General features: G+C 64.2%; 22 protein-coding genes. 9 read left to right on the top strand and 13 right to left on the bottom strand.

Annotated elements, in window-relative coordinates:
• Nucleotides 1-9: 9 nt before the first annotated feature.
• On the bottom strand, nt 10-627 hold the full coding sequence (locus YUU_RS0119275) for a GNAT family N-acetyltransferase (RefSeq protein WP_027523881.1): 618 nt from the start codon (nt 625-627) through the stop codon (nt 10-12).
• Nucleotides 614-1,231, bottom strand: coding sequence for a hypothetical protein (locus tag YUU_RS0119270; protein WP_027523880.1), 618 nt, complete (start codon nt 1,229-1,231; stop codon nt 614-616). The genes YUU_RS0119275 and YUU_RS0119270 overlap by 14 nt, the downstream gene beginning before the upstream one ends.
• 67 nt (nt 1,232-1,298) lie before the next feature.
• Between YUU_RS0119270 and YUU_RS0119265 the strand changes: the two genes are divergently transcribed.
• Nucleotides 1,299-2,342, top strand: coding sequence for a LysR family transcriptional regulator (locus tag YUU_RS0119265; RefSeq protein ID WP_027523879.1), 1,044 nt, complete (start codon nt 1,299-1,301; stop codon nt 2,340-2,342).
• 10 nt (nt 2,343-2,352) lie between these two features.
• Here the strand turns inward: YUU_RS0119265 and YUU_RS0119260 are convergent, their stop codons facing one another.
• A complete protein-coding gene (locus tag YUU_RS0119260) occupies nt 2,353-3,519 on the bottom strand; it encodes an autotransporter outer membrane beta-barrel domain-containing protein (RefSeq protein WP_027523878.1) in 1,167 nt (388 codons plus the stop codon).
• 382 nt (nt 3,520-3,901) lie between these two features.
• Between YUU_RS0119260 and YUU_RS0119255 the strand changes: the two genes are divergently transcribed.
• A complete protein-coding gene (locus YUU_RS0119255; RefSeq protein WP_027523877.1) occupies nt 3,902-4,105 on the top strand; it encodes a cold-shock protein in 204 nt (67 codons plus the stop codon).
• Nucleotides 4,106-4,193: 88 nt separating this feature from the next.
• On the opposite strand, the gene purN is transcribed toward YUU_RS0119255, so the two are convergent.
• Nucleotides 4,194-4,847, bottom strand: coding sequence for a phosphoribosylglycinamide formyltransferase (purN, locus tag YUU_RS0119250; RefSeq protein WP_027523876.1), 654 nt, complete (start codon nt 4,845-4,847; stop codon nt 4,194-4,196).
• Nucleotides 4,848-4,852: 5 nt separating this feature from the next.
• Nucleotides 4,853-5,926 carry a phosphoribosylformylglycinamidine cyclo-ligase gene (gene purM / locus YUU_RS0119245; RefSeq protein WP_027523875.1) on the bottom strand — a complete coding sequence of 358 codons (1,074 nt, stop codon included), beginning with the start codon at nt 5,924-5,926 and terminating at the stop codon, nt 4,853-4,855.
• A 154-nt stretch (nt 5,927-6,080) separates the two neighbouring features.
• Here purM and YUU_RS0119240 point away from each other — a divergent pair, with 154 nt between their 5' ends.
• The 4 genes from YUU_RS0119240 to ppx all read left to right on the top strand — a co-directional run bounded on the left by YUU_RS0119240 (nt 6,081) and on the right by ppx (nt 11,250).
• Complete coding sequence (locus tag YUU_RS0119240) at nt 6,081-6,623, top strand: CDP-alcohol phosphatidyltransferase family protein (protein ID WP_027523874.1); 543 nt, start codon at nt 6,081-6,083, stop codon at nt 6,621-6,623.
• 92 nt (nt 6,624-6,715) lie between these two features.
• On the top strand, nt 6,716-7,393 hold the full coding sequence (locus YUU_RS0119235; protein WP_027523873.1) for a DnaA ATPase domain-containing protein: 678 nt from the start codon (nt 6,716-6,718) through the stop codon (nt 7,391-7,393).
• A gap of 149 nt (nt 7,394-7,542) precedes the next feature.
• Nucleotides 7,543-9,732, top strand: coding sequence for an RNA degradosome polyphosphate kinase (locus tag YUU_RS0119230; RefSeq protein WP_027523872.1), 2,190 nt, complete (start codon nt 7,543-7,545; stop codon nt 9,730-9,732).
• 15 nt (nt 9,733-9,747) lie between these two features.
• Nucleotides 9,748-11,250 (top strand): exopolyphosphatase, encoded by a 1,503-nt coding sequence (gene ppx / locus YUU_RS0119225; RefSeq protein ID WP_027523871.1) that lies wholly within the window; start codon nt 9,748-9,750, stop codon nt 11,248-11,250.
• 21 nt (nt 11,251-11,271) lie between these two features.
• Here ppx and YUU_RS0119220 read toward each other — a convergent pair whose 3' ends face one another.
• Nucleotides 11,272-11,664 (bottom strand): nuclear transport factor 2 family protein, encoded by a 393-nt coding sequence (locus tag YUU_RS0119220; RefSeq protein WP_027523870.1) that lies wholly within the window; start codon nt 11,662-11,664, stop codon nt 11,272-11,274.
• Between the two features lie 29 nt (nt 11,665-11,693).
• A complete protein-coding gene (locus YUU_RS0119215) occupies nt 11,694-13,373 on the bottom strand; it encodes a glutamine--tRNA ligase/YqeY domain fusion protein (protein ID WP_027523869.1) in 1,680 nt (559 codons plus the stop codon).
• Between the two features lie 155 nt (nt 13,374-13,528).
• Here YUU_RS0119215 and gltX point away from each other — a divergent pair, with 155 nt between their 5' ends.
• Together gltX and gltA are read left to right on the top strand one after the other, a co-directional pair.
• Nucleotides 13,529-14,953: a glutamate--tRNA ligase gene (gltX, locus tag YUU_RS0119210; protein WP_027523868.1), complete on the top strand. Its 1,425-nt coding sequence runs from the start codon at nt 13,529-13,531 to the stop codon at nt 14,951-14,953.
• Between the two features lie 142 nt (nt 14,954-15,095).
• A complete protein-coding gene (gene gltA / locus YUU_RS0119205; protein ID WP_027523867.1) occupies nt 15,096-16,397 on the top strand; it encodes a citrate synthase in 1,302 nt (433 codons plus the stop codon).
• A gap of 66 nt (nt 16,398-16,463) precedes the next feature.
• Here gltA and lpxB read toward each other — a convergent pair whose 3' ends face one another.
• From lpxB to lpxA, 3 genes are read right to left on the bottom strand one after another with little or no spacing between them, the layout of a single operon-like run.
• Nucleotides 16,464-17,645, bottom strand: coding sequence for a lipid-A-disaccharide synthase (gene lpxB, locus YUU_RS0119200; RefSeq protein ID WP_035662749.1), 1,182 nt, complete (start codon nt 17,643-17,645; stop codon nt 16,464-16,466).
• Nucleotides 17,645-18,502 (bottom strand): LpxI family protein, encoded by an 858-nt coding sequence (locus YUU_RS0119195; RefSeq protein ID WP_035662772.1) that lies wholly within the window; start codon nt 18,500-18,502, stop codon nt 17,645-17,647. The genes lpxB and YUU_RS0119195 overlap by 1 nt, the downstream gene beginning before the upstream one ends.
• 20 nt (nt 18,503-18,522) lie before the next feature.
• Nucleotides 18,523-19,317, bottom strand: coding sequence for an acyl-ACP--UDP-N-acetylglucosamine O-acyltransferase (gene lpxA / locus YUU_RS0119190; RefSeq protein WP_027523864.1), 795 nt, complete (start codon nt 19,315-19,317; stop codon nt 18,523-18,525).
• Between the two features lie 159 nt (nt 19,318-19,476).
• Here lpxA and YUU_RS0119185 point away from each other — a divergent pair, with 159 nt between their 5' ends.
• Nucleotides 19,477-19,815: a KTSC domain-containing protein gene (locus YUU_RS0119185; protein WP_027523863.1), complete on the top strand. Its 339-nt coding sequence runs from the start codon at nt 19,477-19,479 to the stop codon at nt 19,813-19,815.
• Between the two features lie 19 nt (nt 19,816-19,834).
• Here YUU_RS0119185 and fabZ read toward each other — a convergent pair whose 3' ends face one another.
• Genes fabZ through bamA form a run of 3 tightly spaced genes read right to left on the bottom strand, consistent with a single transcriptional unit; the run spans nt 19,835 to nt 23,921 of the window.
• On the bottom strand, nt 19,835-20,293 hold the full coding sequence (gene fabZ / locus YUU_RS0119180; protein ID WP_027523862.1) for a 3-hydroxyacyl-ACP dehydratase FabZ: 459 nt from the start codon (nt 20,291-20,293) through the stop codon (nt 19,835-19,837).
• Nucleotides 20,293-21,357 (bottom strand): UDP-3-O-(3-hydroxymyristoyl)glucosamine N-acyltransferase, encoded by a 1,065-nt coding sequence (gene lpxD, locus YUU_RS0119175; protein WP_027523861.1) that lies wholly within the window; start codon nt 21,355-21,357, stop codon nt 20,293-20,295. Before lpxD ends, fabZ begins: the two co-directional genes overlap by 1 nt.
• A gap of 32 nt (nt 21,358-21,389) precedes the next feature.
• Nucleotides 21,390-23,921: an outer membrane protein assembly factor BamA gene (bamA, locus tag YUU_RS0119170; protein ID WP_027523860.1), complete on the bottom strand. Its 2,532-nt coding sequence runs from the start codon at nt 23,919-23,921 to the stop codon at nt 21,390-21,392.
• Nucleotides 23,922-23,935 lie beyond the last annotated feature (14 nt).

The following is a 23,935-nucleotide window of genomic DNA, read 5'->3' as shown; positions in this document are numbered from 1 at the left end:
GCACCAATTTCAGCGGGCCATCGAGAGGTTACGCAGCGGCGATGTCACCGCCCGTCCAGCTGAGGCATCGAGCACCCCCGGCCGATCCCAATCGCCCTCGGGGCGGATGATCACGTAAGGATCACTGTCCAGCGTGATCGCGTCCGGCCCCGGCTCGATCTCGAGCACCATCTCGGTATAGGAAAAATCCGAGAAGGTGATCTTGCGATTGTGGCCGAGCGGCTTGGCGCCGAAATGGGCCCAGAAGTCGACCAGCCGGTCCTGCGCCTGCCCATAAATCTTGCGGAAGCCCTTGCGCTTCACATATTCGACGCTCGCCTGCACGAGCTTGAACGACACGCGCGAGCGCCGGTACTGGTGCCGCACCGCGAGCCGCTCGACCTTGGCGAACTCGCCGAAGAAGCGAACCCGCAGGCAGCCGGCGGGCTCATTGCCGATGAAGCCGATGAAATGCGCGGCGACCAAATCGTTGCCGTCGAACTCTTCCTCGAAAGGACAGTCCTGCTCGGCGAGATAGACCGCCGAGCGGATGGCCGTGACCAGCATGAGGTCGCTGGGATCGCGCGCGATGCGGATCGTGATGGCACGCGAGTCGGGTTTGGCTAAAGGAATTCTAGTGCCGTGCATCTGCAAAACTCCCTGCTTCGATCTTAGCCCCCGGCCTGCGCATAGGCAGTCGATTCCATGGCCGCTCGTAGCACCAGAGGTCAGGCTGGAAGCTCGCGATAGGCTCGAAACCCGTCGCTTTCATGATGTCGCGTCCGGCCGCCGTCGATGGCTGCGCGAAACAATCGGCGCTTCGTAACCGCGGCTGCCGCAGATGCGCGGCCGCCTTGCCGAGTCCAGCGATGCCGCGGCCGGTGGCTGCGATGGCCCAGATGTAGGTGGCCGAGACCTCCTCGTTGCCGGATGCGAGATGCCGGATGTCGGGCTCGGTCAGACAGATCTCGTCGAGCAGCAACGCGTCATGGCCGCGCTCATTGAGAAACAGGAAGGCCATGCCACCGACCAGCGCACCGTTACGGGTGAAGGTCAGAAGGCATTGGGAATCGAAGGTGAAATAGCGCGCGAGTTCCTGCTCGCCGATCCGCACGCCGGGGACTAACCGGTGCGCCATGTCGGCAAGCGCGGCAATTTCGGAAAATTGCGCACAATGGACATCGATGTCTGGACTGAGCGGCAGCGCGTCAAATTCATGCCTTGCGGCAAACGAGCCCCTTTCCATAGCCATCTTGCCCCTCTATCGTTTCGCCCCATCCCGTTAGGATGATGGAGCTTACCGGGTAAGGAACAGGTGTATGCAGCAACTATTGCACCGGGGTGCTGCGATGACGCAGCACCGCAGCGATGAGTCCCTCGATGCATCCTGGGACGATTTGAAGCTGTTTTTAGCTTGCGCAAAATATAAAAGTTTCCGCAACGCCGCCGAGGAGCTCGGCCTCACCTCGACGACGCTGATGCGCCGGATCGACCGGCTCGAAGAGAGCATCGGCTGCAAGCTGTTTCTGCGCGACCAGAGTGGATTGACGCTGAGCGACGAAGGCACGGCGATGATCTCCGACGTTACGTTGATGGAGCGTCACGCCTTCAATGTGTTTCGCCGCGCCTCGCGCAGTTCGAGCGATGCGACGGGCACCGTGCGCGTCGCAGTCACTGAAGGGCCCGGCAATTTCTGGATCCTGCCGCGGCTGATCGACTTCCAGAAGACCTATCGCAAGATCACCGTCGACCTGCGCTGCGCGATGGAGCAGGCCGATGTTGCGCGCCTGGAATCCGATATCGCGATCCAGCTGGAGCCGCCGACCAATCCAGATCTGATCGTGGCCAAGCTTGGCCGGCTGCACATCTATCCCTTCGTCTCGAAGGATTACGAGAACCTGCACGGCGTGCCCCGCACGCTTGCCGAGTTGCAGAACCACCGGATCATCAAGCAGAGCGCACCGCAAGTCGACGACACCGCCTATGCCCGCATCCTGGGGCTCAAGTCGCTCGAGGGCATCGTCGGGATCAAGACCAATTCATCGGTCGGCGTGCTCTATGCGGTGGAACGCGGCGCCGGCATCGGCTTTCTTCCGACGGTGTCGATCGCACTCGGCGCGCCGCTCGTCGCGGTCGATCTCGGCGTCAGTCACCACGCCGATCTCTGGCTCACCTATCACAAGGAATTCCGCGCCTCCGAGCGGCACAAGATCGTGGTCGAGTGGCTGAAGAAGATCTTCGATCCGCGTGCCTATCCCTGCTTCCGCGATGAGTTCATCCACCCGAACGCGCTGGTGCCGATGATGGCGTCGGCTCGAGAGAGCTTTGGCCTGACGGGCTATGTCGCGACGACGCCGAGGTGATCGGCAGCGGCTACCATCTGTATTCGAAGCCGACCGTGCCCTGTTGCGAGGTGAACTCGTTGCGGAACTTGCCGTCATAATTGACGTAGAGTCGCGCGGTGTTGGTCAGGCTGAGCGAGGCCGACGCGCCAGCGTCGAGGCCGTAGCGGCTCTCTCCGATGCCGGGCACCACAAGGCTCTGCCTGCCCAGGCTGACCTGGATCGATCCCAGGTCCTGATAGAAATTGTCGACGAACTTGCCGTAGGCGGACAGATCCAGAATCTTCTGGTCGAAGATGAAGTAGCGCCCAACCTCGGCGCCGAGCATCACGCGCGCGCGTGCGAGTGCGGACGAGCCGACGGTCAGGGGAAAGAGGCTGCCCGTCTCCTGGAACGAGGCGCTGGTGGCGCGAACATATTCCAGCGCACCTTTGGGGACGAAGCGGGTCTGGTCCTGGGTCCAGTAGTAGCTGATCTCGGTCAGCGCGCCGTCGATGGTGGCGCGATAGCCCGCGGTCGCCAAACCGAAGCCGCTGTCCCGGCTGGAATGGACATTGCCGAAGCCATGCACGAGCGCAAAGGCCAAGGTCCAGGGCCCCTTGTCGACCGAGCCGTTGATGCCGAGCTGGGTCAGATCCAGCGAGGCCGATTGCAGCGCCAGGGGCACATCGATGTCGGTGTGGCTCTGGTCGACGGAGAAGCCGAGATTGACCCCCGGCGCGAGCCGCGCGCCGAAACCGGCGACCCCGCCAACGGTCTTGCGCTTGTCGCCGACGAAGTCGCCCTGCGCGTCGGTCCGCATCGAAATACCATAGCCCTCGAACCAGGTCCGGTAGCGCGGCCCTTCCGCCGCCTCCGCGGCGCCGCCGCCGCCGGGGTTGGTGCGGAAGGTCCGGTCGAAGCCGTTCGAGGCCTGGTTGCCCAGCCGCTCCAGAAAACTGGAGCCGAGGTTGAGCGTGGTGTTGCCCGTCGACTGGCCGTAGTTCATCGCGGTCGGCGTTGGTGACGGTGTAGGTGTCGGGGTGGGCGTCGGGGTCGCCGTGGGGGTCGGCGTCGGTGTAGGCGACTGCGCATGCGCCGGGGCAGCCATGATCATCAGGAAGAACGCAAAGGCGACCGCCATGACGCTCGCGGCCCGCCGGACAACGCCCGGCCGGCGCGTCCGCCTTGTCCCTGAAGGCTGCGATAGGCAGCGCATAACGACACAATTCCCAAAGCAAATGGCGACACGCAAAAATGCAACACGCATCGCGGCACCTGGAACGATTTGCGCTGAACCGGCGTGAAGGGTCAATCGCTTGGGCGGCGTTGAACGGGGGGATTACCCGCGCTGTGGTACCGCTGCCACAGGTCGCAAACTGTGCCACCGCGATTCGGATCGGGACTTGAATTTTGCACGCTGCTTGCTAGCGCGCGATTTTCATGTTGCAATATCCGGCACAATCGGATTTGGCCGCTCGACTGTGCGTTTCGCGACATTGAGACTCAAGACTCGAACAGACTTCCGGAAGCCCGTTTGTGGCGTGGCACGCGCAAAGACGTGGCCGCGTCTTTTTTATGTCTAAAGGAGGAGACTGGCGATGCAAAAAGGCACCGTCAAATGGTTCAACCCGACAAAGGGCTATGGCTTCATCAAGCCGAACGGCGGCGACAAGGACGTGTTCGTCCACATCTCCGCGGTCGAGCGCGCTGGGCTGACGACCCTTAATGAAAATCAGGTGGTTGAATACGATCTCGTGGAGAACCGCGGCAAGACTTCCGCGGAGAACCTCAGAGTTCACTGACTTTCTGCCAACGATCGACATAGACAAGCATGAATCCCCCCGGCTCCGCCCGGGGGATTTCATTTGTGGCTCAAGCCTGGATGGCGCTTCAGCCCACCACCGGCGAGATCAGGAAATTCTCCGAGCCCCCGCTCCCCACGGTCTTGCAGACGTCACCGTCGATCCGGACCTTGCCGGTTGCAAGCAGGCGCAGTGCTTCGGGATAGATGCGGTGCTCGACTTCGAGGATGCGCTCGGACAGCGTATCCGGCGTGTCGTTGTCACTGACTGGAACCGCGCCCTGCATCACGATCGGGCCGGCATCGGTCGCGGGGATCACGAAGTGCACCGTCGCGCCGGACAGTTTGACGCCGGCGCGCAAGGCCTGGCCGTGCGGGTCGAGGCCGGGGAACGACGGCAGCAGCGAGGGATGGATGTTGAGCATCCGCCCGTACCAGCTTTGCGTGAACTCGGCCGTGAACAGCCGCATGAAGCCGCCCAGACAAATCAGCTCGATGCCATGCTGGTCGAGCGTAGCCTGCAGCGCCGCCTCGAAGCCGGCGCGGTCCTTGCCGAATGGCTTGCTCTCGACCAATAGCGTCTTCACGCCGCTCGCCCTCGCCTTCTCCAGGCCCAGCGCGTCGGCCTTGTTCGAGATGACGAGCGAAATCTCCGCTGGAAAATCCGGCGCGGCGGCGGCCTTGATCAGCGCCGCCATGTTGGAGCCTCGGCCGGAGATCAGGATGGCAACGCGGCGCTTCATGAGTTTTACAGCGACAGGTCGAGGTGGCCGTTATAGACGACGCGATGCTCGCCCTCGGCCGGGATCACAGTGCCGAGCTGCGCCACCGTCTCGCCGGCGTCGGTGAAGACTTGCATCACCTTGTCGGCGGCATCCGGCTCGACGATCGCGATCATGCCGATGCCGCAGTTGAAGGTGCGCAGCATTTCGAGCTCGGCGATACCGCCTTGCGCCGCCAGCCATTTGAACACCGGCAGCACCGGCAGGTTCGCGAGATCGATGCCGACGCCGAGATGCTTTGGCAGCACGCGCGGAATGTTGTCGGTAAAGCCGCCGCCGGTGATGTGGGCAAGGCCCTTCACCGCGCCGGTCTCGCGGATCGCGCGCAGGCAGGATTTGACGTAGAGCCGGGTCGGCGCGAGCAGCGCGCCCCCGAGCGTCATGACGGGCGCAAACGGCGCCTGGGCCTCGAAGCCGAAGCCGGACTGCTCGACGATCTTGCGCACCAGCGAGAAACCGTTGGAATGCACCCCGGAGGACGCCAGGCCGATCACGGCATCGCCCGCGGCGATATCCTTTCGTGGCAGCAGCGTCCCGCGCTCGGCGGCGCCGACCGCGAACCCGGCGAGATCATAGTCGCCGTCCTTGTAGAGGCCCGGCATCTCGGCGGTTTCGCCGCCGATCAATGCGCAGCCGGACTCGCGGCAGCCTTCGGCGACGCCCGCGACGATCGACGCGGCAGCCTCGGGATCGAGCTTCCCGCAGGCGAAATAATCGAGAAAGAACAGCGGCTCGGCGCCCTGCACCACGAGGTCGTTGACGCTCATGGCAACGAGGTCGATGCCGATCCCGCCATGCAGGCCGGTCTCGATGGCGATCTTGACCTTGGTGCCGACACCGTCGGTGGCGGCGACCAGGACCGGGTCCTTGAACCCGGCTGCCTTGAGGTCGAACAGGCCGCCGAAACCGCCGATCTCGGCATCGGCGCCGGCACGCGCGGTGGCGCGCACCATCGGCTTGATCAGGTCGACCAGGCGATTGCCCGCATCGATGTCGACGCCTGAATCGGCGTAGGTAAGGCCGTTTTTGCGGTCGGTCATGCGGATTTCCAGTGGATTTGCGGCTGGTTACGTCGAATTCGAGGGCCGCGCAATGGCTCGCAAGGGGCCTGAGGCTATACTATGTAGACATATCAACCGGTTCAGCCTCCAAAGGGCCGGATTCGGGGTCACACCGGGTGCCGGGAAGCGCCGCGTGAGTATTCCAAACATCATCACCCTGGGCCGCATCATGCTGGTCCCGATCATCGTCTGGGCGATTGTGTCGAGCCAGATGGAGGTGGCGTTCGCCGTCTTCCTGATCGCCGGCATCAGCGACGCTGTCGACGGCTTCCTGGCCAAGCGCTTCAACATGAGGAGCGAGCTCGGAGCCCTGCTCGATCCGCTCGCCGACAAGGCGCTGCTGGTCTCGATCTATCTGGCGCTCGGCATCTGGGGCGACATCCCGCGCTGGATCGTGATTCTGGTGGTCTCGCGCGACATCATGATCGTCGCCGCCGTGATCGTCTCCTGGCTGTTCGACAAGCCGGTCGAGATGAAGCCGTCGAAGGTGTCGAAGCTCAACACTGCAGCCCAGGTGGCCTATGCGGCGCTGGTGCTGGCCTCCCTCGCCTTCGGCTTCAAGCCCGGCCCCTATGATATAATCCTGATGGGCCTCGTCACGGTCTTCACACTCTCTTCCGTGTCGCTCTATCTCGTCGAGTGGCTGCGGCACATGAGCACGATCGAGGCCAAATGAGGGGGATGCGGTCCCGCAAAAGGCCAACTCCCGCTCGATACGTCGAATCTCTTCAAACGAAGCCGGCTCGCCCGGCATGGAGCAAAGCAAGCGTGGCAGGCCGCGTTCATCCCCGACAACTGGCGTTTTCGCTTCCGCATGCGGAAAGCCTGAGCCGGGACAATTTTCTCGAAGGCCCCGCCAACGCCGCCGGTCTCGCCCTGATCAACGGCTGGCCCGAATGGCCAAACCGGGTCATGTGGCTGGCCGGGCCCGAAGGCTCGGGCAAGAGCCACCTCGCCGCCATCTGGGCTGAAGAGGCCGGCGCCCGTTCCACCACCGCCAATGCATTGACCGCGGCCGCCGTGCCCGGAGCGCTCGCCACGGGCGCACTGGTCGTTGAGGACCTGAAATCGAAGGACCTCGACGAGCGCGCGCTCTTCCATCTGTTGAACCTCGCGCGCGAGGACGGGGCCTACGTCCTGCTCACCGGCCGCGAGGTACCGGCGGCGCTGGAGATCGAGCTGCGCGACCTCCGCTCGCGCCTGCGCGCCGTGCCGGTGGTGTCGCTCCTACCCCCCGACGACCAGCTCTTCCGCGGCCTGATCGTCAAGTTCTGCGCCGACCGCCAATTGAACGTCGATGAGAGCGTGGTCGGCTATCTGGCGACCCGCCTGGAGCGCTCCTCCGCCGCGGCGCGGCGGGCCGTGGAGCTGCTCGACAGCGAAGCCCTGCGGCTCGGCCGGCCCGTGACCCGGGCGCTTGCCGTCGAATTGCTGCGCGACGCCTGATCCTTCCAGGCTTGGTCCGCCGCAGCCGCTTGACGGCGCCGGGCGGCGGAACATCAATGTCATCGAAACGTCATCGCACTAACACATGCTCTGCGCCGGTTTTGCGCATAAGTCGCAAGATAAGGCGAAAGAAGATGGATCGACTTCTCATGGACTCCGCGCAAGCTGTTGAAATCAAAGAAAAAGAACCGGAATCGACAGGCCTGCCTGCGATCGCCACGAGCCCGGAGCGATTCATCAATCGCGAGCTTTCCTGGCTGCATTTCAACCGCCGGGTCCTGGAGGAATCGGTCAATCCCCACCATCCGGTGCTGGAGCGGGTGCGATTCCTGTCGATTTCGGCAAATAACCTTGATGAGTTCTTCATGGTCCGCGTCGCCGGCATCAAGGCGCAGGTCCGCGAGGGCATTCCCGAGCGCAGCCCCGACGGCCTGACCCCGTCCGAGCAGCTCGCGCTGATCAACCGCACCGTCTCGCAACTCGCAAGCGATCAGCAGGCGATCTGGCGCGATCTGCGCGGTACGCTCGCCGACGTCGGCATCGTGCTGGTCGACGGCAAGGACGTCACCAAGGCGGAGAAGAACTGGCTCGAGGACCACTTCCTCCACAACGTCTTTCCCTTGCTCACTCCGCTCGCAATCGATCCCGCCCACCCCTTCCCGTTCATTCCGAGCCTGGGCTTCACCATCGCGCTTCAGCTCACGCGCGCCGCTGACGGCAAGCAGATGAACGCGCTGATCCGCATGCCCGGCAAGATCGACCGCTTCGTCCGCTTGCCCGCGGATGGCGTGGTGCGATTGATCTCGCTGGAACAGATGACGGCCCTGTTCATCAACCGCCTGTTCCCCGGCTACAACGTCCACGGCCAGGGCGCCTTCCGCATCATCCGCGACTCCGAAATGGAGATCGAGGAAGAGGCCGAAGACCTCGTGCGCGTGTTCGAGACCGCGCTGAAGCGACGCCGCCGCGGATCGGTGATCCGGCTCGAGGTCGACGCCAAGACGCCTGAACAACTGCGCAGCTTCGTGCAGCACGCGCTCTCTGCGGCCGAAGACGAAGTGTTCCTGGTCGACGGCGTGCTCGCCATGAACGAGCTGTCGCAACTCACCCGCCTCGATCGCCCCGACCTCGAATTCACCCCTTACGTGCCGCGTCATCCCGAGCGCGTGCGCGAGCATGGCGGCGATATCTTCGCCGCGATCCGGCAGAAGGACCTCATCGTCCATCATCCCTACGAATCCTTCGACGTCGTCGTGCAGTTCCTCCAGCAGGCCACGCGCGACCCCGACGTCGTCGCGATCAAGCAGACGCTGTACCGCACCTCCAACAACTCGCCGATCGTGCGTGCGTTGGCCGAGGCCGCCGAGGCGGGCAAGTCCGTCACCGCGCTGATCGAGCTCAAGGCGCGCTTCGACGAGGAGGCCAATATCCGCTGGGCGCGCGACCTCGAGCGCGCCGGCGTGCAGGTCGTCTACGGCTTCCTCGAACTCAAGACGCATGCAAAACTCTCGATGGTCGTGCGCCGCGAGGGCGGCAGCCTCACCACCTATGTTCACACCGGCACAGGCAACTACCATCCGGTGACCGCGCGCATCTACACCGACCTCTCCTACTTCACGTCGGACCCGACTATCGGCCGCGACGCTGCGCGCGTGTTCAACTTCATCACCGGCTATGCCGCGCCGAGCGATCTCGACAAGATGGCGGTGTCGCCGCTGACGCTGCGCAAGCGCATCATCGAGCACATCCAGGGCGAGACCGCGCATGCGCGGCACGGCCGGACCGGCGCGGTCTGGATGAAGATGAATGCCCTGGTCGACCCCGACATCATCGACGCGCTCTACGAGGCATCTCAAGCCGGCGTCCAGGTCGAGCTCGTGGTGCGCGGCATCTGCTGCCTGCGGCCGGGTATCCCCGGCCTGTCGGAGAACATCCGCGTCAAATCGATCATCGGGCGCTTCCTCGAACACGGCCGTATCTACTGTTTCGGCATGGGCCAGGGCCTGCCGAGCGCGAAAGCGGCTGTGTATATCTCGTCAGCCGACATGATGCCGCGCAATCTCGACCGCCGTGTCGAGGTATTGTGCCCGCTGCAAAATCCGACGGTACATCAGCAGGTTCTCGAACAGATCATGGTCGCCAACCTGAAGGACAATGAGCAGAGCTGGCAATTGTTGCCCGACGGATCGTCAACGCGTATGAAGGCCGCGAAGGGCGAGGAGCCCTTCAACGTGCACAACTACTTCATGACAAATCCGAGTCTGTCTGGCCGTGGAAAGTCGCTCAAGGAATCCTCGCCGCGGCGTCTCACGCGCCGGAACGAACGTCATCAGTCCTGATCGGAGATTGTTGCCGTGACACGGCCGCGCAAACGTGGCGCAAGCGTCGCGGTGATTGATATCGGCTCCAATTCGGTGCGTCTCGTCGTCTACGAGGAACTGGCGCGGAGCCTCATTCCGATCTTCAACGAGAAGACGCTCTGCGGTCTCGGCCGCGAGGTGCAGAGCACGGGTCTGCTCGCGCCCGACGCGGTCGACAAGGCGCTGACCTCTCTGAAGCGATTTCGCGCGCTCTGTCGCGTCATGCAGGTCGGCCGCGTCTTTGCGATCGCGACCGCCGCGTGCCGCGACGCCTCGAACGGCCCCGACTTCATCGCCAAGGCCGAGCGCATCTGCGCGGTAAAGATCGAGATCCTGTCGGGCCCGCGCGAGGCGCGACTCTCGGCGCTCGGCGTCGTCTCCGGCATCCATCATCCCGACGGCATCGTCGGCGATCTCGGCGGCGGCTCGCTGGAGCTCGTCGAGGTCCACCGCAACAGCGTGCGCAGCGGCGTGACGCTGCCCCTCGGCGGGCTTGCCCTGCAGGATCTCGCGCATAAATCGCTGAAGCGCGCCGACCACATCGTGCAGGAGGAGCTCGACGCGGTGGAGCAGCTCAAGGCCGGGCGCGGACGCACCTTCTATGCCGTCGGCGGCACGTGGCGCGCACTCGCCCGCATCCACATCATCCAGAGCGGCTATCCGCTCCAGGTGATGCACGGCTATTCGATACCGGCGGCGGACGCACTGGATTTCGCGCGACGCCTGCGGCGCCTGGCTGCGTCCAACATGCTGGCCGACATCGAACTGGTCGCCGATGCGCGGCGGCCTCTCCTCGCCTATGCCGCGCTGGTGCTCGAACACATCATCCGCGTCGCACGGCCGAAGACGATCGTGTTCTCGACCTTCGGCGTGCGAGAAGGCCTGTTGCACGAGAAGCTGTCGGAAGCCGAACGCGCCAAGGACGGATTGATCTGCGCCGCGGAAGAGCTGAACCAGCTGATGTCACGCTCGGCGCGCCATGCCCGCGAGCTGATGGAATGGACCGATCGCTTCGTGCGCGTGGTGAAGCTGCGGGAGACCGAGGAGGACCGCAGGCTGCGCCACACCGCGTGTCTGCTCTCCGACATCGGCTGGCGCGTCCATCCCGACCACCGCGGCGAGCAGACGCTGAGCCTCGTGGTCAACGGCAATTTCGGCGCAGTCAGCCATGAAGGCCGCGCCTTCGTCGGCCTGTCGGTGTTCTATCGTTATGCGGGCTTGAGCGAAGAGAACCAGCCGCCGCTGACGATGCAGGAGCTGCTCACGCCTGCGCATCTCGAGCGCGCCCGGCTCTTGGGCGCCGCGTTCCGCGTCGCACATCTGATCTCGGCGGCCCGGCCCGGCGTGCTGCCGGCCACCCATTTCCGCAGCACGGGCCGTAAGCTGATGCTGGTGTTCGAGCACCGCCTCGGCGATCTCGTCGCCGACCGCGTCGGCGGCCGCTTCAAGCAGCTCGCCCGCCTCGTCGGCCGCTCGGGGTCCATCGTAAGGCGTTAAGGCCAACAGCTTCGAGAGGCGCTACTGCGCGATGAGCGCCGTCCTCGCGGAGACGTGATGGCACGCAATCTTCCAGTCGCCATCCTCGCGGACGATGACCCAGGTGATCTTGACCGAGAGCGGCGGGGCTTCCTCGCCGAGGTCGAACGAAGCGATGGCGGCCATGTTGACCACCTCAGGCGTGACGTGCGCGCAAGCTACGTCCGAAAACGAAACGCTCGGCGCTCGCCAGCGCGGCAGACCTTTGAAATACGCCGCAACGCCGTCGCGGCCGCGATAAAGCTTTGGATTAGAGCCATAGAAGAACGCGTTCCTCGAATACAGCGACGACAGCGCCGCCGCATCCAACCTTGCGAAGCCGGCGGACCATTTCGCGATGATGGCGGAAACGATGGCGTCGGGTTCTTCCTGCATGCGACAGCTCAGCCCTTGTCAGCGCTTTCTCAGCCCTTGGCGACTTCCTTGGCAAAGGTGTCGCGCAATCCGATCGTCCGCGAAAACACCGGCTTGCCCGGCGTCGAATCCTTGTCGCGCACGAAGTAGCCCTGCCGCTCGAACTGCATCGGCTCGGTCGCATTGCTCTCGGCAACCGACACCTCGATCCGCGCGTCGGGAAGGATCTCCAGCGACTGCGGATTGAGATCGGCGGCAAAATTGGCAGCGTTCGGGCTCGGGTTCGAGAACAGCTGGTTGTAGAGGCGGATCTCCGCCGGCACCGACTGCGCCGCCGGCAGCCAGTGCATCGTCGCCTTGACCTTGCGGCCGTCGGGTGCGTTGCCGCCCTTGGTCAGGGGATCATAGGTGCAGCGGAGCTCGACCACCTCGCCGGCGTCGTTCTTGATCACGCCGGTGCACTTGATGAAATAGGCGTAGCGCAGCCGCACCTCGTTGCCCGGCGACAGGCGGAAGAACTTTTTCGGCGGGTTTTCCATGAAGTCGTCGCGCTCGATATAGATCTCGCGAGAGAACGCGATCTTGCGCGTGCCGGCCGATGCATCGTCGGGATGGTTGATCGCCTCGAGCTCCTCGACCTGCCCTTCCGGATAGTTCTCGATCACGACCTTCAGCGGCCGCAACACCGCCATGCGCCGCTGCGACGTGCGGTTCAATTCCTCACGGATGCAGAATTCGAGCATGCCGACATCGACCACGCTGTTGGCTTTCGCCACACCGATGCGCTTGACGAACTCGCGAAGTGCGGCCGGCGGCACGCCACGGCGGCGCAGGCCCGCCATGGTCGGCATGCGCGGATCGTCCCAGCCCGCGACATGGCCGTCGCGCACGAGCTGGGTCAGCACGCGCTTCGACAGCACCGTGTAGGTCAGGTTCAGCCGTGCGAATTCATACTGATGCGGCTCCGAGGGCACCGGCAGATTCTCGATGAACCAGTCGTAGAGTGGACGGTGGTCCTCGAACTCCAGCGTGCAGATCGAATGCGTGATTTCCTCGATCGCATCCGACTGGCCGTGCGCGTAGTCGTAGCTCGGATAGATGCACCACTTGTCGCCGGTCCGCGGATGATGCGCATGCAGGATGCGGTACATCACCGGATCGCGCAGGTTGATGTTGGGCGAGGCCATGTCGATCTTGGCCCGCAGCACACGCGCGCCGTTCGGGAATTCGCCGGCCTTCATGCGGCGGAACAGGTCGAGGTTCTCCTCGACCGTGCGGTCGCGGAACGGCGAGTTCTTGCCCGGCTCCGTCAGCGTGCCGCGGGTAAGCCGGATCTCGTCCTGGGTCTGGTCGTCGACATAAGCGAGCCCGTCGCGGATCAGCTTCTCCGCCCATTCGTAGAGGCGGTCGAAATAGTCCGAGGCGAAGAACAGGTTCTTGCCCCAGTCGAACCCGAGCCAGTGCACGTCGGCCTGGATGGAGTCGATATACTCCTGCTCTTCCTTGACCGGATTGGTGTCGTCGAAGCGCAGGTGGCAGCGGCCGCGAAATTCCTCAGCAATGCCGAAATTGAGCGCAATCGACTTGGCATGGCCGATATGCAGATACCCGTTCGGCTCCGGCGGGAACCGGGTCACGATCTCCTTGAACTTCGCCGCATCGAGATCGGCCTGGACGATGTCACGAATGAAATCGCGCCCCGCCTCAGTCGCTACTGGTTCTGTCGTCATGCCGAAAATCCTGTAGGGAAATCAGCGGTCCTTCTGCCAGTTTCGGAAGGCTGAGCCAAGCCCTCAGCCCGGTCCGATGCGGTCCGCTGGCAGGCTTTAGTTATGCACCGTTCCTGCTATACACCACCGCCTCCAATGCATAGGCCGTTCCACTCATGACCGATTCCGTCGTCACGCGCTTCGCCCCCTCGCCGACCGGCTTCCTCCATATCGGGGGCGCCCGCACGGCGCTGTTCAACTGGCTCTATGCGAAGAAGCATGGCGGCAAGATGCTGCTCCGGATCGAGGACACCGACCGCGAGCGCTCCACCGAGGCGGCGATCGGCGCCATCCTCGACGGGCTGAAATGGCTGGAGCTTTCCTGGGATGGCGACGTCATCTACCAGTTCAGCCGCGCTGCCCGCCACCGCGAGGTGGCCGAGCAGCTGCTCGCCAACGGCAAGGCATATCACTGCTACGCCACCGCCGAGGAGCTCGCCGCGATGCGCGAGAAGGCGCGCGCCGAGGGCCGCACCCGCCTCTATGACGGGATGTGGCGCGATCGCGATCCGGCAACCGCGCCCGGCAACGTCAAGCCGACGATCCGGCTGCGCGCGCCGCAGTCCGGCGAGACCGTGATCGAGGACCAGGTGCAGGGCCGCGTGGTTTGGCAGAACGAGAACCTCGACGACCTCGTCTTGCTGCGCGGCGATGGCACGCCGACCTATATGCTCGCGGTGGTGGTCGACGACCACGACATGGGCGTCACGCATGTGATCCGCGGCGACGATCATCTGATCAACGCCGCGCGCCAGAAGCAGATCTACGATGCGATGGGATGGGCGCTGCCGAGCATGTCGCACATCCCGCTGATCCACGGCCCGGACGGCTCAAAACTCTCCAAGCGGCATGGCGCACTCGGCGTCGATGCCTACCGCGCCATGGGCTATCTGCCGGCCGCGCTACGCAATTACCTCGTCCGCCTCGGCTGGAGCCATGGCGACCAGGAGATCTTCTCGACCGAGGAGATGATCGCCGCGTTCGACCTCGCCAGCGTCGGCCGCGCTGCCGCGCGTTTCGACTTTGCCAAGCTCGAGAACCTCAACGGCCACTACATCCGTAACGCGGACGATCAATCGCTCGTGAGGATGTTCGAGGACGTGCTTGACCACGTTCCGGGACGTGCCGAACTCAAGGCCAAGCTGAACGATGCCACGCGCGCGCAGCTTCTGAAGGCCATGCCGAGCCTCAAGGAGCGCGCCAAGACGCTGATCGAGCTGATCGACGGTGCCTATTTCATCTTCGCCGACCGCCCGCTGGAGCTCGATCCCAAGGCCGCAGCCCTGCTGACGCCGGAAAACCGGGCCCTGATCGGCCGGCTTCATTCCGCGCTGGAGAATGTCGAGAGCTGGAGCGCGGCCACCGCGGAGGCCGCGCTGCGCGCCTATGCCGAGGAAAATAGTCTCAAGCTCGGCGCGGTCGCCCAGCCGCTGCGGGCAGCGCTGACCGGACGAAGCACTTCACCCGGTATATTCGAGGTTTTGGACGTCCTGGGGCGCCAGGAAAGCCTGGGCCGGCTGAAGGATCAATCTACGACCTAAGTCCTGTGCGGTGCCCATCTTGCAGCGCACACAGCAATAATATACCCATCTCACCCGTACCTTCTGGAATATCCGGCTTGCCCCGCCATCTTTTGGGGGACGATCAGGTCCGGCCCGTTTCACAATTCATCGGGGACTTACGATGGACGCAAAATCCACAAAAACAGCAACGCTGACGGTCGGAAACAAGAACTACGATCTTCCGATCCTGAGCGGCAGCGTCGGGCCTGACGTCGTCGACATCGGCAAGCTCTATGGCCAATCCGGCCTCTTCACCTACGATCCGGGCTTTACCTCGACCGCGAGCTGCCAGTCCAAGATTACCTATATCGACGGCGACGCCGGCGTGCTGGAATACCGCGGCTATCCGATCGAACAGCTCGCCGAGCACGGCGACTTCCTGGAGACCTGCTACCTCCTGCTTTACGGGAATTTGCCGACGGCGGCGCAGAAGAAGGATTTCGACTACCGCGTCACGCACCACACAATGGTGCACGAGCAGATGGCCCGCTTCTTCCAGGGCTTCCGCCGCGACGCCCATCCGATGGCGATCATGGTGGCAGCGGTCGGCGCGCTTGCCGCCTTCTATCACGACTCCACCGACATCAATGATCCGAAGCAGCGCATGATTGCCTCCATGCGCATGATCGCGAAGATCCCGACGCTCGCGGCGATGGCCTACAAGTACACCGTCGGCCAGCCCTTCGTGTATCCGAAGAACTCGCTCGGCTTCGCCGAGAACTTCCTCAACATGTGCTTCGCGGTGCCCTGCGAGGAGTACAAGGTCAGCCCGGTGCTCGCTGACGCGCTGGAGAAGATCTTCATCCTGCACGCCGACCACGAGCAGAACGCCTCGACCTCGACGGTGCGCATCGCCGGCTCGTCCGGCGCCAATCCGTTCGCCTGCATCGCGGCCGGCATCGCCTGCCTGTGGGGCCCGGCGCATGGCGGCGCCAACGAAGCCGCGCTGAACATGCTCTACCAGATCGGCACCGTCGACAAGATTCCCGAGTTCATCGCCAAGGTGAAGGACAAGAACAGCGAAGTCCGCCTGATGGGCTTCGGCCACCGCGTCTACAAGAACTACGACCCGCGCGCCAAGATCATGCAGAAGATGTGTCACGCCGTGCTCAAGGAGATGGGCCATGGCGATGATCCGATGCTGAAGGTCGCGCTGGAGCTCGAGAAGATCGCGCTCAGCGACCAGTACTTCATCGACCGCAAGCTTTACCCGAACGTCGACTTCTATTCGGGCATCACGTTGAAGGCGATGGGCTTCCCGGTCTCGATGTTCACCGTGCTGTTCGCGGTCGCGCGCACCGTCGGCTGGATCAGCCAGTGGAGCGAAATGATCGAGGATCCGCAGCAGAAGATCGGCCGCCCGCGCCAGCTCTACACCGGCGTCACCAAGCGCGACTACGTGCCGATCGACCAGCGGAAGTAAGGTCGGCTCCAAGGCCAAACGAAACGGCGCCATCGTGGATGGCGCCGTTTTTGTTTGTGATCGCCGCTAGCCCAGCTTCCCCGCCCGCCCCTTCCGCATCGTCTCCAACACGATGTCCGCCGCCAGCACGCTCGGCGACTTGTTTCCGGTCGACATGATCGTGTCGAGCTGGGCGAAGGCTTCGACTTGCTGCTTGCGCAGCGGCGAGTCCGTCAGCACCTCGGCCAGTGCCTGCGCAAGTTTCTCGGACGTGCAGTCCTCCTGTAAGAACTCGGGGATCGCCTCCCTGCCGATGACGAGGTTGGCGAGGATCACGGAGGAGACGCGGATGGCGCGGCGCAGGATGAAGGCCTCGATCGCGCCGACGCGATAGGCGGTCACCATGGGAATGCCCGACAGCGCAAGCTCCAGCGTCACTGTTCCGGACTTCGCGAGCGCCGCGCGCGCGGTCCGGAACGCGGCCCGCCGCTCGGCTTCGCCGACCACGATCTGCGGCTTGACCGGCCAGCTCGAGATGCCCTCACGCACCGTCGCTTCGAGATGCGACATGGTCGGCAGCACCAATTCGAAATGCTGGCCGCCGGCCTGCAACCGGCCGAGCGCCGCGCCGAACACGCCGAGATGATGCCTGATCTCGCTGCGCCGGCTGCCGGGCAAGACCAGCAGCAGCGGCGGCTCGCCGTCGCGGCGCTTCTGCTCCTCCGCATTCGGTCGCAGCGACGACAATTGCTCGATGAGGGGATGGCCGACATAGCTGCAGGGCGGGCCGCGGAGCTTGCGGTATTCCTCGGGCTCGAACGGCATCAGGCCGAGCACATGATCGACATACGACAGCATGGCCCGCGCCCTGCCCGGCCGCCAGGCCCAGACCGAGGGCGAGACGTAGTCGACGATCGGGATCGCCGGATTGCGCGCGCGGACGCGGCGAGCGACGCGATGGGTGAAGTCAGGACTGTCGATGATGACGAGCGCGTCGGGCGCAGCTTCCGTCACGGCATCTGCGGTCTTGCGGATCAGGCGCAGGATTTTTGGCAGCTGCTGCACGACGGCAGCAAAGCCGACGATCGACAACTCCTCGATCGGAAAGAGTGAGACCAGCCCCTCGCGCGCCATGGTGCGGCCGCCGACGCCTTCGAACTGCACGCCATCGCCGAGCCGCTGGCGCAGCACCTTCATCAGCGCAGAGCCGAGCCGGTCGCCGGATTCCTCCGTGGCGACCAGAAAGATCTTCCGCTTTGGATCGCGCATCACGATTGCAGGCCGATGACAAAGAGATAGTTGGCGTCGGCGCGCTCGATCATCGCCTGCGGCTCGGCGGCGATGGTGTTGCCCGCGATCACGGCGATGCCCGAAAGGCCAGCGCTGGCGACACCTTCAACGGTGCGCGGGCCGATCGTCGGCAGATCGAAGCGCAAATCTTGTCCGCGCTTCGGCGCCTTGACCAGTACGCCGCGCCCGCGCGCCGCGCGGATGCGGCCCTCGCTGCGCAGCCGCGCCACACGCTGGAGCAGCCCGTCGGTGCCCTCGATGTCCTCGACCGCGACCACATGGCCGTCGATCACGACCACGGCCTGGCCGATGTCAAACGGGCTCAGCGCAGCCAGCACCGCGCGGCCGCGCTCGATATCACTCCTGGCGTTGTCTGCCGGCAAGGCTCGGGTGATGCAGCCCTCGGGCATCAACAGATCAGGCGCGACGTCCTTGATCCCGACCATGCGAAAGCCGTCCTGCTCGAGCATGCGACCGACGCCGGAGAGCAGATGGTCGTCGCCCCCGCGAAACGCGCGGACGACGTGCCCGAGAAGCCGGAGTGTCTTGAGATCGAAGCGCACTTCCGACAGCGATGGCCGCATCAAGGTGCCGATGAAGATCAGGTCGCGGCAGCCCTCTTCACGAAACAGGCGCATGGCGCGGCCGAGCTGCCCCACCGAGATCCAGCGATGTCGGAATTTTTCCACCTGGACAGGATCGCAGGCGCCGCGGAGCGGAAACAGCACCGGTGCGATGCCACGTGCGGCGAGCGACTCCGCAACCGCAAACGGCATGGCGCCGCCGCCGGCGATGACGCCGACCGGTGACGAAATCTCTGGAGCCGCCGATGTCATGCTCGCGGCCATCCCCGTGCTTACTGCCCCATCGCGGGAAGACAGAGCGGGCGATGCTTGCCCTTGCCGATGAAATCGAGAATTTCGGCGATCGCGGGATCCTCGGCCGCAAGCGGCTGCACCGAAGCGAGCCGCTCGGCGAAAATCCCGGGGCCATGGAACAGCTTTTGATAGAACGCGCGCACGCTCGCGAGCCGCTGCTTGGTGAACTTGCGCCGCTTCATGCCGATGATATTGAGACCTTCGAGCACCGCATACTGGCCGTTGACGAGCCCGAAGGGGATGATGTCGTCGCGCACGCCACAAACGCCACCGACCATCACCTGCGGACCGATGCGCGTGAACTGGTGCACCGCAGACAACCCGCCGATGAAGACGAAGTCGCCGAGTTCACAGTGACCTCCGAGCGTCGCCGAGGTCGCGAAGATCGCGTCGTTGCCGACGTGGCAGTCGTGCCCGACATGGCTGCAATTCATGAAATAGCCGCGGTCGCCGACCTCTGTGATGCCGCCGCCGGCGACGGTGCCTGCATTCATGGTCACGGATTCGCGGATGGTGCAGCCTGAGCCGATCCGGAGCTTCGTCAGCTCGCCGCGATAGCTGAGCGACTGCGGCGGCGTGCCGAGCGAGGCGAACGGATAGATGGTGCAATCGTCGCCGATGGTGGTCTGCGCCGTGATGTGCACATGCCCGATCAGCTTGCAATTTCTGCCGATCACGACGTTCCGGCCGATGATGCAGTAGGGCCCGATCTCTGTGCCCTCGCCGATCACGGCGCCGTCTTCCACGCGCGCGGTGGGATCAATCTTGCTCATTAAGAAGGTCTGGCTATCCGTTGAAGTCGTTCGGTTTTCCGGTGGTTAGCGCGACTTTGCGTGATCTGTCCAGTGACGTATCATCTCGGCTTGTTTCAAGTTCGGAAGGAGCAAGCCTCCTCGGCTCGTTAACGACTTCACACGGAGCTTGAACAGACCGTGGTCAGGACCATAGCAATCCTGCTCTCGCAGTTGATGGCTGCGCCGATCGTATCTGAAACGGTCGAGATCAGAGGATGCGGCCGCGTCGATCTCGCGGCGTTCGCGTGCCGCGACATCAGCCGCAGCACCGTCCTCCAGCGCGTTTGCTACGACGTCTCGGAGAACGATCTGATCGTCGCCGTCAACGGTACCTATGATCGTTATTGCAGCGTACCAGCCGACACCGTTGCGGCTCTGATGGGCGCGCCGTCGATGGGCCAATTCTTCAACCGGACGATCCGGCGACCAGCCTCTGGCGAGCGCTATGACTGTCCGACGCAAAAGCCAGTGAAATAGCGCCGCGGGCCGGCTGGCCTCAGTCCGTCAGCATCGCGCCGACGTCGGCTTCGGCGACGACCTGACCGTTGACCTTGGCGTCGCCGTGAAACCACCACATCGCCTTGCGCCGACCGATCGAACGCATGTGGTATTCGATGGTGTCGCCGGGCAGCACGGGCTTGCGGAATTTGCACTTGTCGATGGTGAGGAAATACACCGCCCGCGGCTTCTCGGTGCCATCGACCGATGTGATGCCGATCACGCCGGCAGTCTGCGCCATCGCCTCGATCATCATCACGCCGGGATAGACCGGCCGCTCGGGGAAATGCCCCTGGAACGCCGGCTCGTTGAAGGTGACGTTCTTGATGCCGATACCGCTGTAATCGGTGCGGATGTTGATCACCCGATCGATCAGCAGCATCGGGAAGCGGTGCGGGAGCGTGCGCAGAATCGCATTGATGTCCACGAGTTCGAACCTGACCGGCGCTTCCTCCATCACTCCTGTCCCTCGTCCTTATCGGCCTTGCTGTCGCGCACCAGACGCTCCACCGCGATGATCTCCTTGAACCACTGCTTGGTCGGCTTGGCAAAAAAGCCGCCCCAGCGTCCGCCTGCCGGGATGTCGTCCTTGACGCCGCTCATCGCGGTGACCTGCGCCCCATCGCCGATCTTGAGGTGATTGTTGATGCCAACCTTCGCTCCCAGCGCCACGTTGTCGCCGATCGTCAGGCTGCCGGCGAGGCCGATCTGGGCCGCCAGCAGGCAGTTCCGGCCGATGGTCACATTGTGGCCGATCTGGACCTGGTTGTCGATTTTGGTGCCCTCCCCGATCACGGTGTCACGCAAGGACCCGCGATCGATGGTGGTGCCGGCGCCGACCTCGACGTCGTTCTGAATCAACACCCGTCCAGTCTGCGGGACCTTGAGATGGCCCTCGGGACCGAAAAAGACGAAGCCGTAGCCGTCCTGGCCGATTGAGCAGCCGGGGTGGATCAGCACGTTGTTGCCGATCAAGGCGCACTGGATGGCCGTACGGGCGCCGACGTCGCAGTCCCGGCCGATCTTGACGCCGGGGCCGATCACTGCGCCGACGCCGATCACGGTACCGCTGCCGATCTCGACATCGGGGCCGATGACGGCCAGCGGATCGACCACGACGCCGTCCTCCAGACGCGCGGTCGGATCGATGATCGCCGACGACGCGATGCCGTCATTGCCGACCGAGGATTGCGGCCTCAGCGCATCGCCGTGCCATTCCCGGGCGATCCTGACGAAGGCGCGGAACGGCTGCGCCACGCGCAGCGCGGCGACGTGGGCCGGCACCTGCGCCTCGAAGCGCGGGCTGACGAGGCACGCCCCGGCCTTGGTCGCCTTGAGCTGGTCGACATATTTGAGGTTGTCGAAGAACGTCAGATGCATCGGGCCGGCTTCGTCGAGCGAAGCCAGGCCCGTGATGATGTGGCCGGCCCGGGCCGGGTCGACCAGCTGCGCCTTCGTCAGCGTGGCGATATCAGCCAGCGCCGACGCAGGCGGCTTCTTGAAGAAGGACGGCTGCGCCATTCCACCCCGTCGAGGTCCGGCCGGAGATCAGCTTAGAACGACGTACCGCCGCCGAACCGGAACTGCTGCACGCGGTCATACGCGCCCTTGGTGAGCGGCACTGCGTAGTCGAAGCGCAGCGGTCCGAACGGAGACTGCCAGATCAGACCGACACCCACCGAAGAGCGGACGACGTTACCATTGTCATACACCAATCCGGTACAAGTTCCAGGCGTGGCCGGGTTGACGGTCGACGGCGTACAGTTCGAGTTCTTCGTCGTCGTCGTTTCGCCGGTGAGCGCCCAGGTCGTCGGGCCCTGGTAGTCGTAGAGACCGCCGGCGTCGGCATAGACCGCGCCCTTCAGGCCCACTTCCTTGGGCAGGAACCAGAACGGCATCTGCAATTCGAGCGAAGCGCCCCAGTACTTCGTGCCGCCAAGCGCGTCCTGAGTGCCGTAGGGATTGAGGTCGCGCGGACCGATGCCGTTCGGCGCAAAGCCGCGGACGAGGTTCGGGCCCATTTGGAAGTGATCGAGCATGCGGATGTCGTTGTTGCCGATCTTGTTCAGGATGCCGCCCTGCAAGTGGACCAGGCCGACGAGGTCGGAGACCAGCGACTGGTAGTACTTCGCATCAACAGCCGACTTCAGATAGGTGACGTCGCCGCCGACGCCGGCGAAGTCCTGCTTGAAGTCGACCAGGAGGCCGTCGGTCGGGTTCTTGTTGTTGTCGAGCGTGTTGTAGCTCAGCGAGTAGCCGAGCGCCGAGGTCAGCGTCTTGCCACCAGCGAGCTCCTTGCGCACCGGCAGCGAGGCTTCGCCGTTGGCGTAACAACCCAGGCTGTTGGTGGTGCTTGCCAGACTGATGCCATTCGCATTTGCAAACGCCGGGCTCATGAAGTTCGGGTCGCCCAGCGTGTTGTTACAGTCCGTCAGGTAGGACGGCAGCGTGATCTCCTGGCGGTAGATCGAGTAGCGCAGCTGCAAGGCCAGATCTTCGCGCAGGCTGAAGCCGAGCCGCGGGCTGAAGCCCAGCGTCTTGGTGCCGTAGGAGATGAAGCTGTTGGACAGTTGCGTACGCTGATAGAGGTCGAGGCCGAGCGCGACGCGGTAGTCGAGCAGGTACGGTTCGACGAACGACAGCGAATAGCCGCGCGCATACTGGCCGTAGGTGACGGAGGCCTTGGCGAACAGCCCGCGGCCGAGCAGGTTGCGCTCGGAGATCGAGACTTCGGCCAGCGCGCCGTCGGTCGTGGAGTAGCCGCCCGACACTGAGAAGTCGCCGGTGGACTTTTCCTCGAGATCGACGATCAGGACCACGCGGTCGCTGGACGAGCCCGGCTCGGTAGTGATCTTGACGGTCTTGAAGAAGTCGAGGTTCTTCAGGCGGCGCTCGGCGCGATCGACCAGCGCGCGGTTATAGGCGTCGCCCTCGGAGAGGTCGAACTCGCGCCGGATCACGTAGTCGCGCGTGCGGCTGTTGCCGCGAATGTTGATGCGCTCGATATAGGTGCGCGGACCTTCGTCGATGTTGAACACGACCGACACGGTATGCGCATCGAAATTGCGGTCGCCACCGGGCCGAACCACGGCGAAGGCAAAGCCGCGGCGCGAGGCCTCGATCTGCATTTCCTCGACCGACTTCTCGACCGACTCGACGTTGTAGAGCGAGCCGACATTGACGCGCGAATAGGTGCGCAGCACGTTGGGATCGAAGTTGGCGATGCTCGTGCGGAAGTCGACCGAGCCGACGCGGTACTGCTGGCCTTCCTCGATCTTGAAGGTGACGAGGAATCCCTTCCTCTCCGGATCGTATTCGGTGATCGCGGCGACCACCTGCACGTCGGCGAAGCCGTGCTTGAGGTAGAAGCGGCGAATCAGGTCGCGGTCGGCCTCGACCCGGTCCGGATCGTAGACGTCGGCACTGCCGAGGAAGCTCAGGAGATTCGTCTCACGAGTCTTGATGACGTCCCTCAGGCGATAGCTCGAATAGGCCACGTTGCCGACGAAGTCGATCGACTTGACGCCCGTCTTGGCGCCCTCCTCGATCGTGAAGATCAGATCGACGCGGTTGTTCGGCTGCTCGATGATCTCGGGCGTGACGTGCACGTCATAGCGGCCGGAGCGGCGATAGATTTCGGCGATGCGCAGCGTGTCCGACTGCACCACGGCGCGAGAGAACGTGCCGCGCGGCTTGGACTGGACTTCGGCGGTGAGCTGCTCGTCCTTGATCTTCTTGTTGCCCTCGAAGGCGACACGGCCGATCACGGCGTTTTCAACCACCGAAACCACGATCCGGCCGCCGACGCGGTTGATCTTCACGTCCTGGAACAGGCCGGTCTCGATCAGCGCCTTGAGGCCGTCGTCGATGGCCGCCTGGTCAAGGCGCCCACCCGGGCCCGGCTTGAAATAGGAACGGATGGTCTCGACCTCGACACGGCGGTTCCCCTCTACCGCAATCGAATCCACGGTCTGGGCCGCAGCAGGCGAAGACACAAGAGCGGCCCCGACCGGGGCAAGCACCGGCACGCCGAACATGATCAGGGTGGCGAGCAGGCCCCCCCGGACCTTCATACCAAAAATCATGCGCAACGACGCCC

This window comes from Bradyrhizobium sp. Ec3.3 (assembly GCF_000472925.1).
In the GTDB taxonomy this organism is placed as follows: Bacteria; Pseudomonadota; Alphaproteobacteria; order Rhizobiales; family Xanthobacteraceae; genus Bradyrhizobium.
The sequence above is the reverse complement of the archived record's forward strand: the minus strand, read 5'-3'. Positions and strand labels throughout refer to the sequence as shown.